Genomic DNA, 12,508 nt, shown 5'->3' with positions numbered 1-12,508 from the left:
CAAAGAAAAAGACATCTATATTGTATAGATGTCTTTTTCTTTGAACCATTATAATTTTACTAACACTACTTTTGCAATTGTAAATATATATCAGCAATCTTTCATATCTCCTTCATTTTAGTACATTTAAATCTATCATTCTATATATTTAAATTCAACTTCGAGCAACATACATAATGCCTTTCTAAAAAAACAAAAATATTTTCGTGTCTGTTTCTTGCGCAAATTAGGCTATGATAAATAAAGCTAACGGTAGTTAGTGATACGATAAGGTTGGGTTCTCGTGTTTTAGCTGCTACAATACAGATGAAAAAATTAGGTGTTAAGTAGGGCAGCAGAGTATCCGAACTAAGAAAAATACCATCTGCGCTAGTTGGAAATACGTAGATGGATACATACGTTGTTTACATTACATATCTCAAATAAATGTACAGTATCTTGTTAATAGAGATATTGTTTTAATATTTTTAATCCTATTTCTAATTCATCTAATGAGTTTGTAGAAGAAAGAGCAATCTGTAAATACTTATTTGGGGTAGTCTGTCCACTAATAAAGCGATTTGAATAAAAAATTCAAACAACCAAGCTTTTTTAAATCAGTTTTTAATCTTAAAGCATCAAATTGAGTCAGAATAGGGAGCCAACGATAAAAGCTCAGAGGGTGTCCAACAGGCATCATACCAGGAAAATATTTTGAATAGAGTTCATTTGCAGATTGGGCTAGGTGCTTCTTTTGTTCAACTATATCATCAGCCTTCCCCGAAAGGATTATCTCTGTTATAACCTCCGCATCGACTGAAGACGTTTTAACACTGATATCAAAAATATCTTGTAAAATATCCTTGCGTAGTGACTCTCCGAAGACCGTATAAGCAACTCTTAAGCCTGAACAAATGCACTTTGAAGTTTCACAAATCTAAACAATTTGTTCTAGAAGTATATTGGACATAGGTTGTTGATAATCAAAAATAATACCCGTGGTCAAAAATGCATGTATATTATCTTCAATCAAAATTAAAGGATGCTTTCGAATTATTACTGCTAATTCTTTCTTACGAAAATCTGTAATCATAATTGTAGTAGGATTAGAACAGGAGGACATTAGAGGTATACCATGGATGTCCAGTTGGGTCATTGTAGTTGAGTAATTGATTTATTTAATTTTTTTATCTCCTATCTTTTGAATAACTTCTGCTACTATACTATTGGTTTGTTCAAAAGAGTTCACTTGTAGTTCGAGTTACAAATTTCTTTCTTTTTCGGATCAACTTCTTCAATTGCAGTTTTTAAAAATTTTGCAACATAATCCAATAGAAATGCAATATTTACACTATCATAATAGGTTTATATATCTATACTAAACATTCAGTATATATATTCTCAATTCATTTGCTACTATACCTGTGTTAAGTTATTAGTGAAAAATAGATTTTAACAATTAATTAATATTACAAGACATAAGTAATTGCATCATTTTAGTAATATGGATAGGAATAGAATGGAGGAATTATTTTGTATAAGGTATCACAATTTAATGTACCTTTCAAAAGAGATAATATTAATTTTCTATACAATAGCCATACAGGGGCGTTTGTTAAAATTTCTGATGAGTATACGGATACTATAAAAAAAATTAGCCGAAAAAAATATAATGAGATTCCTAATTTACATTTAGAAGAATTGACTAGGGCTGGTTTTATAGTAGAAAATTCTTTAGATGAATACGGGGTTTATCATTATTTAACTAATAAAAGCCGTTTTGGAAGTGAATATTTAGGTTTAACTATAGCTACTACATTACAATGCAATTTTCGATGTCCATATTGTTATGAGAATCATGTAGATGAATATATTGAGGGACAAAAAGAAGAAGATTTGAAAAATTTCATTCAAAATAACTTAAAAAATAAGACTGAATTTTCTGTTACGTGGTATGGTGGCGAACCATTATTAAAAAAAGATCTTATAGATAGAATGTCAAAGTATATATTAGCAATATGCAAAGAAAAAAATATTCAATTTAGAGCTAAAATGGTTTCAAATGGATATTTACTTAATAGAAAAATTGCAGAACATTTGGTCCAAGAGAATAACGTTGAATATGTACAAATCACATTGGATGGTGGCCCAGAGACGCATGATGTGACTAGAATCTTAAGAAATAAGCAAGGTTCTTTCAATAAAATTTTAAATAATATTAAAGAAATACAAGATATTATACAAGTCGGAATTCGTGTAAATGTTTCAAAAGAAAACGTTGCAGATGTGTATAAGCTTTTTCCTATTCTAATGAATCAAGGATTAAACAACAAAGTTTCCGTGTATTTTGCTCCAGTAGGGGCATACAATGACGTTTGTCAATCTATTAGTGAATCCTGTCTAGTAACAAGGGAGTTTGCAAAATGGGAAACAGATTTGATTGAATACGCTGATAAGATTGGCTTCAATATGGGAAATCTTTATCCTAAAAATCGTGGTGGTTGGGTTTGTCAAGCTGTAGATAATAACTCTTTTGTTGTGGATGCCTACGGTGATTTATTTAAATGCTGGCATGAAGTTGGAAATAAAAAATTAAGAGTAGGGAATTTAGCAGAAGGCATTACTTCGTTACAAACCTTAACAAAATGGATGAATTGGGAATTGCCAAACAAATGCACAACTTGCAATATTATGCCTCTATGTAAAGGAAGATGCCCTGAACTGAGTTTAGAAAAACAAGATTTTGAATGTGATCAATTAAAATATAATATCAAAGATAGATTATATAGATATTACATAAAAAATCCTATTGATAAACAAAAAGTACCGGAAACTGAGGTTATTAAACAATCTAGTTAATAAGAGAGTTGAAATATACTTTCAGTGAAAGGAGGTGAATATAATGGAGTACATTGTAAAGCCAATTACATTAAATCCTAAGGATAACAGTGATCGATTAGAGTGTGGTATTAAGTTTAATTAAAACTTAATGATAACAGAAATCGATAAGAGTAGAGTTTTAACAAAAGGATATGTCGTTTCCATCATATATGGTAAGATATATCCTTTTGTGTATTTTGCTTTTCTAAGCTTGATAGTGATGTGGTACAACCCCTTGTTAAAGTTTTTTAGTAATTTAATTTGCATAAACATATTTATGTTCAATTAATATTATAGAGTATATAAAAAGACACTATAATATACATAGTGTCTTTTTATATGTTGACTAGTTCTGAAAGAAAATGTAGTGATTAATCATAATTTGTTGGATGCTTCTTGGTTAATTCTATTATAACATTATCATGGAAGAATTTAAATGCATTTATGCGTATATATAATTTTATTGTATTTTAGACACATCTGAATTTCTTTCTTTCGATTTCCAAAAATTCCAGTTTCTTTATTTCTATATCTATACTATAATTTAACTGCTAAATCGTAAAAAAGGAGTTCTAATAGATATGGAGATGAGAAACTTACAAAAATTAATTGAAGACAAGAAAGTAGAATTAATTAAACTAGTAGATAAATATGGATTTAGACATCAGCAGGTGCTAAGTTTAAGTCAAGATATAGATAAGTTAATAAATCAGATTATTTATATAAATCACAAATGTAAGTAGAACCCTACATTTATAATTGCAGTTTAATGAGGGTTACTTTGGAATATTTTAATTTAAAAGTAAAAAAAAGAATATTGAATTAGAGGAAACTTTTCATTTTGCACCAAAATATAAAAAATGTATGCTCTAAACCACATGTGCAGAGGATATGCAGCAGAATTTATTATTAATTCGCACCGTGAAATGATTAATAGATATATAATAATTAAACGTACAAAATAGAATTGATTAAATAAGAAACAGGATCTGATATCCATATATCAGATCCTGTTTCAATATATATAATTATTTCACTGCTTCCTTTAGTTCTTTTCCAGCTTTAAAAGCAGGTGCCTTTGAAGCAGCGATTTGCATCTCTTCACCTGTCTGTGGGTTACGTCCTGTACGTGCAGATCTTTCACGCACTTCAAATGTACCAAATCCAAGGATCTGTACTTTCTCTTGATTAGCTAGCGCATTTGTTATCGCATCTAACACAGCTTGTGTCGCTGCAGCTGCATCTTTTTGTGTAAGTTCTGATTTTTCTGCTACTACTTTTGTTAATTCTGTCTTATTCATTTTCTGCACCTCTTTATATGTAATTAGGTGACTATTATAACGTGCTTATAATCTTGATGCAATTATTAATATGTATAGAAAAGTCCTAGCAAAAACTAGGGGGACAATTCCTGTGTGATAGTATTAAAAAAGACAATGTATTTATCGGACAATTAATATTTTATAATTCACAAAATCACTGAACTATCCCTAATATCGATATAATAAAAAACAGATATTGTTATAGGTGATGCAACAGGAAAATACAATCTCCAAGAAGTTATAACGAGAGCGGAAGTAACTCAATTTGCTGCTCAGACTGATAGAATGCAGTTAACAAAAGTAATTAGACTAGTATGGATGTCCATTTTAATAATTTGCTTGTGAATTTTTACGCAACTAAAGGATAAACAAAAAAGGTCCTTAACAATTTGTTAAGGACTGCGGAATAAAACCGCAAGTTGGGTTGAGACCCAATCCAGTTTGTAGAAAATAAATTGCAATTATAATAGCAATTGCATTCCCAAAAGCAATGTTTCAAATGAATTTTATCATACCTGTAACTGCATTGGTATCAATAAAATATGGATTGGATTACAAATAGTGGTTTCGAATACTAGAAAGAGTTTAAAAGTTTATTATTCATGAGGAATAGAAGCGATTTTGAACGTAAGAAATTTGTAAGGAAGAGGTAAGAAAAAAGAGATTTTCATTGTGTATGATTAAAATGTAAAGAAGAGTGAGAGGAGGAATAAATACCGTATATTTATATAAGAAAACAAATCAATTAATAAGACTTGTATGAAAGAATAATTACAAAAGTTAACATACATCTGAAAAAAAGATAGGGTATTTTTTAGGTCAGAAAGTCGTTTGTGAAATAGTGGGTATAAGAATGATTACAAATTCAATATCGCCCTTTTGTCATTAGTTAAGATGAAAGCTATGTGATTAGTTTGAAAACAGTAAAAAACCATTTATACAATATGAATAGGGGAGAAGAATATCTTGATGAAAAAGCACTGTCAAATTACATGTACAGGTTTAGCCCTTTTAATAACTGGGGGTTCCTTGTTTTATACAAATCCAATCTCAAGTGTAAAAGCGGAGTCCATTCAAAATGTATCTAGTTCGTTACAAACAAGCCACCAAAGAGATCGAAATTCCGTCAAAGAGGCAATGCGGAATACATTGAAACTTGGATATCCAGGGATACTTGCTAAAACTTCTGAGGGTGGAAAAACATGGAGTTATGCGGCTGGTGTAGCTGATCTAAGTAACAAGAAACCAATGAAAACAGATTTTCGTTTTCGAATTGGCAGCGTGACAAAGACGTTCACTGCAACAGTTGTACTTCAATTAGCAGGAGAAAACCGCCTAAATCTAGACGATTCTATTGAAAAATGGTTGCCTGGTGTCATTCAAGGAAATGGATATGATGATAAACAGATTACTATCCGGCAATTATTGAACCACACAAGTGGTATCGCTAATTACACAAGGTCAAAGGATTTTAATATGATGGATACAAAAAAATCTTATACTGCTGAAGGATTAGTAAAGATGGGAATATCCATGCCTCCAGATTTTGCTCCAGGAAAGAGTTGGTCGTATTCAAATACAGGGTACGTATTACTAGGGATCCTTATTGAAAAAATAACTGGGAACAGCTATGCGGAAGAGATTGAAAATCGAATTATTGAACCACTTGAATTATCGAATACATTCTTACCCGGAAATTCAAGCGTGATTCCAGGAACCAAACATGCCCGTGGATATATCCAATTAGACGGAGCAAGTGAGCCAAAAGATGTTACTTATTATAATCCAAGTATGGGGAGCTCGGCCGGAGATATGATTTCTACAGCTGATGATTTAAACAAATTCTTTTCTTATTTACTTGGGGGCAAATTACTGAAAGAACAGCAACTAAAGCAAATGCTTACAACAGTTCCTACAGAAACAGATGAACTTGGCGATTCCGGGCTTGGAATTTTCAAAATGAAGCTTTCAAACGGTGAATCGATATGGGGGCATGGAGGAACCATTCCTGGCTTTTTAACTTTTGCTGGGGGCACACTTGGAGGCAAGCATACATTGGCCGTCAATTTGAACAGTCTTAAAGCGGATACCCCTGATCCTTTTAAAAATATTTTACTTGCTGAATTTAGCAAGTAGGTCAAAAGGGAAAACGGATAAGTTTTATCATATTTTCATAGTGAAACAAATAAATAATGAAAACGTTCACTTATCGAAGGAGGTAATTCCGTGATGAAAAATAAGCTAACTGGTGTGTTAGCCACTGCATTAGCGGTAACTATGATTCTACCAACAGGAGCGAAAGCATTTTCTGAAAGTGAGACTACAGTTGTAACTGGTGAAGAAGTAGCTAGTCAGGAACTGAAGAAGATTGCAGCAGAGAAGGCGGAGCTACTTACAAATTCTCATGAAGCGAATAGCGTGCAGTATGCGCTAATTGATAATGGAAAACTTATCTTGTCGGGTCAGGCTGGCAAGAATGATATGGAAGGGGAAAAGCTGCTAACCAAAGATACTCAATATGGGATTGGTTCAGTCAGTAAAATGTATGCAACAGCGGCTGTAATGAAATTGGTCGATGAAGGGAAAGTCGATTTGGATGCTCCTGTTGTCCGCTATGTTCCTGATTTTAAGATGAAAGACGGTCGATACAAACGTATTACACCGCGTATGTTATTGAATCACTCCTCTGGATTGCAAGGTTCTACGTTAGGTAATGCATTTTTATTTAACGATAATGATACCTATGCCCATGATACCTTGTTACAGCAATTGTCAAATCAAAACTTGAAGGCGGACCCTGGTGCTTTCTCGGTATACTGTAACGATGGCTTTACGCTGGCTGAAATTTTGGTGGAAAGAGTTAGTGGTATGGGCTTTACCGAATTTCTACATCAAAGCTTTACAGGGCCCTTAAAGATGAATTATACGAAAACGCCGCAGGACAAATGGAGAGACGAAAATCGGGCGGGACTATATTTCCCGGCGTACCAAGGACAACTTCCAATTGAATCGGTGAATGTAATTGGTACGGGAGGCATATCTTCCACGGCTGAAGATATGGTGCGATTCTCACAATTATTTATGGGACAGGGAAAAGGGATTCTCTCTGATAAGGTAGTCGAGGCAATGGAGCAAGAGGAATATAAAAAAGGAATATGGCCAGGGGATGGAGATAATATTTTTAACTATGGCCTTGGCTGGGATAGTGTGAGACTATACCCATTTAGTGAATATGGGATCAAAGCATTGGCTAAGGGCGGCGATACGGCACTGCAACATGCTATATTAGTCGTGCTTCCGGAACAGAAAATAGCAGCGGCAGTATTGACATCTGGTGGACGGAGCTCTACAAATCAACTATTGGCAACTGAATTGCTACTCGCTACGCTTAAAGAAAAAGGTACTATTAAGGAAATCAAGCCGAACAAATCCTTTGGTAAGCCGGTCAAAGTCAAAATGCCTCAAGGCGTAGCAAAGAAAGCAGGATTTTATGGCAATAGCGAAAATCATTTCAAAATTGAAATTACGAACAACGGGGAACTGTTCTTACCATCTAATCGAGAAGAAAAATATGTATATACTGCTGATGGAAGCTTTATTAATGAGAAGGGGACTTCCAAGCTCAACTTTGTAACCGAGAAGAATGGAAGGACTTATTTGAAGGAGAGCTCATATAAATCGCATCCAGGTTTAGGGCAAAGTGTGATGACCCACTATTTAGCTGAGAAACTAGAAGACAACGTGCTATCGAAGAAAACCGCTGCTGCATGGGCAAAGAGGGAAGGTGTCAAGTTCTATCTTGTAAACGAGAAATTTAGTTCTATTCAATATCTTGTTCAACCGAAACTTCTTAGTACTCAAATTACTCGCGAGGAAGGCCCAGCAGGCTATTGGGATGGCAGAAAAATTACAGGTCCGAATACCGCAACGCATCAGCTCAAAATTCCCGTAATGAATGGCCGTGATACAACGGAAACACACTTCTATACAGAAGGTGGAAATGAATATATGGAGATGGCTGGGTTGCTATACGTAAGTGAATCAAATGTAAAACCAATTGTTATAGGCCAATCATCCCAAGTTACGTTGGGAGCAAATGGGCATGCGAAATGGTTTGCAATTCCGCAAGCGGCAGCAGAGAAAAGAATGACCGTGACGTTGCCATCAAAAGGTTCGTTTGCAGTGTATGATGAGAAGGGAGTTTGCGTCAACTTTAGCATCGTGAGTGGCAATAACAAGGTGAAACTGCCAAAGAACGGAACAATCGTATTCGCTGGGGCACCGAACTCAGAATTTGCAATCTCGTTGAATTAGCTACAACTCAGATAGACTTCAATAAAACGGTACGACATGGAAAAGATGTGTTATTTGAATCTTAAGTACTCCCTTTATAAAGAGAAATTCTACGAATGATATTGCACTTAAATTCTTAGCCTGATGGGCATGGGGTACTATTTCAAAAAAATTCAATAGCAGTACTTTGAGTTTTAGAGACCACTCATGTTGGAGAAACAAAAGAATAAGTATGAAATTAATGTATTAACCTTATAACGTATAAAAGACACTTTATAAAGTGTCTTTTATACGTTGACATACTATGAAAATGAAAGAAAATGTAGTGATTAATCAAAATATGTTGGATGCTTCTTGGTTGATTTTATAATGAGTTCTCGGTTAATTTTTTCTCTCTCAAAAGTAAATAAAAGGATAGAATATACAGTAGAGGACGTTCAAAGTTATTAGAAAAGCTATTTACATAATCAATATGATGATGAACTAGCATACAAAAAATATATAAATAATTATTATCAATTTATTTATATATAAAAAAATCAATGTCTATTCAAAAAGACTGTGCATAAAAACTTGCATTATAACAAGTTTTTAACACAGTTTTTTTTATTTTATGCCTTTCATTAAAACTTGAATCTTTGGGGCCATAAAATATAAAATTACACTTAAAATGATTGAAAGGCCACCAATTACACCGAAATAAATAATTTCTGTTTCAGGATTATATAATCGAACTATTTGAGCATTTATAGCTTGTGCAGCTGCACTAGTTAAGAACCACAGACTCATTGTTTGAGCAGAGAAGGCAGCTGGTGCTAATTTGGTTGTAATTGATAAACCTACAGGTGATAAACAAAGTTCCCCGATTACTACTAACAAGAAGCTAATCGCTAACCACATAGGGCTTACAAGGGATTCTGTACCATGTATATATGCAGGGATAATCATAACTAAGAAGGATAAACCAGCAAATAATAAACCAATAGCAAATTTATTAGCCGTACTTGGTTGACGTGAATTAAGCTTTACCCATAACCAAGCAAATACTGGTGCTAACAAAACAATATAAATAGGGTTTAATGATTGAAACCATGAAGATTGAAGTTCAAACTCGGCCAACTTTAATTGAGTACGCTGATCAGCATATGAAGCTAAAATGATAGCTCCTTGTTCTTGAATGGCCCAAAACATTGTAGCAGCGATAAATAATGGTATGTAAGCAATTAAACGAGACTTTTCAATTTTTGTAGTTTTCGGACTACGATACATAAAAATAAAGTAACCAGTTGGAATGAGAATACCTAAGATACTTACTAATAAAGTGAATCGATTAATAGTTAAAATACCTGTTGGTATCGTTAAAATACAAAATAGTACTATAGCTATTGTGCCAATACTAAACTGTATAATAACTTTTTTTCTTTCGATGTCTGTTAAAGGATTTGGTACTTGTGTTCCTGCTAAACCAAGATTTTTCTTTTTTGTAAGAACGAAAATAATTAAACCTAATAGCATACCAATTGCAGCGACACCAAAGCCTAGGTGGAAGTTATACTTTTGACCAAGTGTTCCTATAACAAAAGGAGATAAAAGCGCACCTAAATTAATACCCATATAGAAAATACTGAAACCTGAGTCACGTCGAGTATCTGTTTCACTATATAAATCACCAACAATGCTAGATACATTAGGTTTTAATAAACCTGTACCAAGTACTAAAAACACCATAGATATGAATAAAGTACTTATAGTTCCTGGTAGTGCTAAAATCAGGTGACCTATCATAATTAAAACTCCACCCCAAAAAATTGTTCTACTTGAACCTAGTAGACGATCTGCAATCCAGCCACCAATAATGCCAGACATGTAAACGAGAGATCCATAGATGGCCATAATTGACGCTGCGGTCGCATGGTCCATCCCTAAACCACCTTGTGAGATTGAATAATACATATAGTAAAGTAATATTGCTCTCATCCCATAGTAAGAGAATCGCTCCCAAAACTCTGTAAAGAATAGGGTAAACAGCCCCTTAGGGTGTCCGAAAAAACCGCTTTGCGGAACAGTACGAATAATATCGCTTTTACTAATCTTCTCCATACGAATACACTCCTTATATATAAATATAATAATACTAACTTAGTATAAACTAATAATTAGAAAATTAAAATAAATATTTACTTGGTTAATTATTAGAAATTTTTCAAAAAATAATTTTCTTGTTGATTTTAATGGGTATTTTAATTATATTTTTTAATATATATATTGATTGAAGATGATGATAGTGTATAAATATTAATACAAACTGTAGGAGGATTTATATATTGTTAAAAAAAGAAGTTTCTATAGAAGATATTTATCAGGAAATATTAGATGGGAAAAGAATTAGATTTCCTCCGAATACATGGAAAGAAGATATAGATAATAAAATGGCGCGGAGGGTATTAACATATTTGCTTAACAGTATTTTAAAATGGAATAAGGAAGACATAAGAAAAAAGTGGAACACAAAATTACTTGTAAAGTATAGGCTACGAGGATTACTCAAACATAGGTATGAAAATAGCCCTTTTAAAGCAATTAATGATTTGTATCCAAATCAGTTCAAAGAATGGGAATTTGGTATGACGCCTTTAAATTTTTGGACTAAAGAAAAAGCATTAACAATTTTGAAATGGATTATTGAGGAAAAAGAGGGTCTTTCACAAGAAAAGCTCTTAGGATTATACGGGAAAAAATGGTTGAAAAAAAATAAGCTTAGTGCACCTCTGGCTATGTATTGGAATAGTAGCCCGTATGCAATGATTAATGATCTTTATCCAGGCCGTTTTAAAGAATGGGAATTTGGCATGACCCCTAATAACTTCTGGACTAAAGAAAAAGCATTAGAAGCATTGAAATGGACCATTGAAGAAAAAGAGAGATTAACCCCTAAACAATTGCTTGATATATACAATATAAAATGGTTAAAGACCCATGGATTAGCATCAGCATGTCAAATAATTTGGGGGAATAGTCCGTTTAGAATGATTAATGATTTATATAGAAACCGTTTTAAAGAATGGGAATTTAGAGTTACTCCTGTTGGATATTGGTCTAAACGTAAAGCATTAGAGGCGTTAAGGTGGACTATTGAAGAGAAAGAAAAATTGAGTGAAAAACAGCTATTAAAAGTATTTAATCAAAAATGGCTAATAAAACAAAAATTATGGACACCGTTAAAATGCTATTGGAAAGGAAGTCCATATGAAATGCTTATTGCTCTATATCCAAATCGTTTCTCAAAAAATATGTTAAAAGGATATATTTAAAAGTAAAGATTAAATTAATAATTATTGAGAAAGTTTATGATATAACATGCAGTTATTAATTTGGAGGAAGACACTTTAAAGGTGTCTTTTTTTATGCATAAAAAAATAAAATATCACTTAGTGTAAAAAAATTCAAAATACTAAAGGGATTTCTATTAATACTTAAATAAAATCATTCATTGATTAATTATTCTATCTTTTTCCTATTAGAACCAAATTTTTGCTAATTGAGAGACTCCTTTTATTATCTCATCTTCACTTAAATCACCAAATCCAAGTTGAATATGAGGATATTCTGGTAAATATTCCGAGAAATATTTTGAGCAAGGATAAACTATAATGCCGTGATCATGTGCTCTTTCAATTAGCATTTCTTCACTCATTTTTGTTTTCACTTCAATAATAACGAAAATACCGGAGCTACCACCTTTAATCCTGACATATTCTTTAAAATGCTTTGATAATTCCTTATTTAATAGATTCATTTTACGTTTATACAAAGCTTTCATCTTCCTTAAGTGCGAGTACCAATATCCTTCATTCATAAAAGTTGCCAATGTTCGCTGATGAATAGATGAGGATGTTTGTTCAAGTAAAGGGAGTATCTTTTTATATTCATTTATTAGCCGCCTAGGCAAAACCATATAACTGACACGGATAGAGGGGAGGAGTGCCTTTGAAAAAGTTTCTAAATAAATTAATTCGTACCCTTTGTAAAGGACA

At 32.8% G+C, this 12,508-nt stretch carries 7 protein-coding genes and 3 pseudogenes; 6 read left to right on the top strand and 4 right to left on the bottom strand.

Annotation, left to right across the window (positions count from 1 at the left end):
- Positions 1-441: 441 nt before the first annotated feature.
- Positions 442-1,132 (bottom strand): annotated as a pseudogene (locus tag DN403_RS32435) (aminotransferase-like domain-containing protein); the annotation flags it as partial.
- A 380-nt stretch (positions 1,133-1,512) separates the two neighbouring features.
- On the opposite strand from DN403_RS32435, the gene DN403_RS28015 reads away from it, so the two are divergent.
- Positions 1,513-2,838 (top strand): radical SAM/SPASM domain-containing protein, encoded by a 1,326-nt coding sequence (locus DN403_RS28015; RefSeq protein WP_098833865.1) that lies wholly within the window; start codon positions 1,513-1,515, stop codon positions 2,836-2,838.
- 602 nt (positions 2,839-3,440) lie between these two features.
- The gene (locus DN403_RS28010) at positions 3,441-3,602 is read left to right on the top strand and encodes an aspartyl-phosphate phosphatase Spo0E family protein (RefSeq protein ID WP_098519096.1); all 162 of its coding nucleotides are present in this window, start codon (positions 3,441-3,443) and stop codon (positions 3,600-3,602) included.
- 285 nt (positions 3,603-3,887) lie between these two features.
- On the opposite strand, the gene DN403_RS28005 is transcribed toward DN403_RS28010, so the two are convergent.
- The gene (locus DN403_RS28005; protein WP_097961968.1) at positions 3,888-4,160 is read right to left on the bottom strand and encodes an HU family DNA-binding protein; all 273 of its coding nucleotides are present in this window, start codon (positions 4,158-4,160) and stop codon (positions 3,888-3,890) included.
- Between the two features lie 990 nt (positions 4,161-5,150).
- Here DN403_RS28005 and DN403_RS28000 point away from each other — a divergent pair.
- The 3 genes and pseudogenes from DN403_RS28000 to DN403_RS32020 form a co-directional block, all read left to right on the top strand.
- On the top strand, positions 5,151-6,317 hold the full coding sequence (locus tag DN403_RS28000) for a serine hydrolase domain-containing protein (protein WP_098405683.1): 1,167 nt from the start codon (positions 5,151-5,153) through the stop codon (positions 6,315-6,317).
- A gap of 93 nt (positions 6,318-6,410) precedes the next feature.
- Positions 6,411-8,495: a serine hydrolase domain-containing protein gene (locus tag DN403_RS27995; RefSeq protein ID WP_149185991.1), complete on the top strand. Its 2,085-nt coding sequence runs from the start codon at positions 6,411-6,413 to the stop codon at positions 8,493-8,495.
- Between the two features lie 342 nt (positions 8,496-8,837).
- A pseudogene (locus DN403_RS32020) lies at positions 8,838-9,005 on the top strand (GNAT family N-acetyltransferase); the annotation flags it as partial.
- Between the two features lie 75 nt (positions 9,006-9,080).
- Here the strand turns inward: DN403_RS32020 and DN403_RS27985 are convergent.
- The gene (locus DN403_RS27985; protein WP_149185990.1) at positions 9,081-10,574 is read right to left on the bottom strand and encodes a peptide MFS transporter; all 1,494 of its coding nucleotides are present in this window, start codon (positions 10,572-10,574) and stop codon (positions 9,081-9,083) included.
- Positions 10,575-10,798: 224 nt separating this feature from the next.
- Between DN403_RS27985 and DN403_RS27980 the strand changes: the two genes are divergently transcribed.
- Positions 10,799-11,785, top strand: coding sequence for a DUF4046 domain-containing protein (locus DN403_RS27980; RefSeq protein ID WP_149185989.1), 987 nt, complete (start codon positions 10,799-10,801; stop codon positions 11,783-11,785).
- Between the two features lie 206 nt (positions 11,786-11,991).
- Here the strand turns inward: DN403_RS27980 and DN403_RS27975 are convergent.
- Positions 11,992-12,508 (bottom strand): annotated as a pseudogene (locus DN403_RS27975) (MocR-like pyridoxine biosynthesis transcription factor PdxR); the annotation flags it as partial.

This window comes from Bacillus sp. AY2-1, from assembly GCF_008368965.1.
In the GTDB taxonomy this organism is placed as follows: Bacteria; Bacillota; Bacilli; order Bacillales; family Bacillaceae_G; genus Bacillus_A; species Bacillus_A thuringiensis_S.
This window is presented reverse-complemented; position numbering and strand designations above follow the sequence as displayed.

Coding starts and splice junctions, on each gene's coding strand:
- DN403_RS28000 (WP_098405683.1), top strand. CDS start 5,151: ATGAAAAAGCACTGTCAAATTACATGTACAGGTTTAGCCCTTTTAATA.
- DN403_RS28010 (WP_098519096.1), top strand. CDS start 3,441: ATGGAGATGAGAAACTTACAAAAATTAATTGAAGACAAGAAAGTAGAA.
- DN403_RS27985 (WP_149185990.1), bottom strand. CDS start 10,574: ATGGAGAAGATTAGTAAAAGCGATATTATTCGTACTGTTCCGCAAAGC.
- DN403_RS28005 (WP_097961968.1), bottom strand. CDS start 4,160: ATGAATAAGACAGAATTAACAAAAGTAGTAGCAGAAAAATCAGAACTT.
- DN403_RS27995 (WP_149185991.1), top strand. CDS start 6,411: ATGAAAAATAAGCTAACTGGTGTGTTAGCCACTGCATTAGCGGTAACT.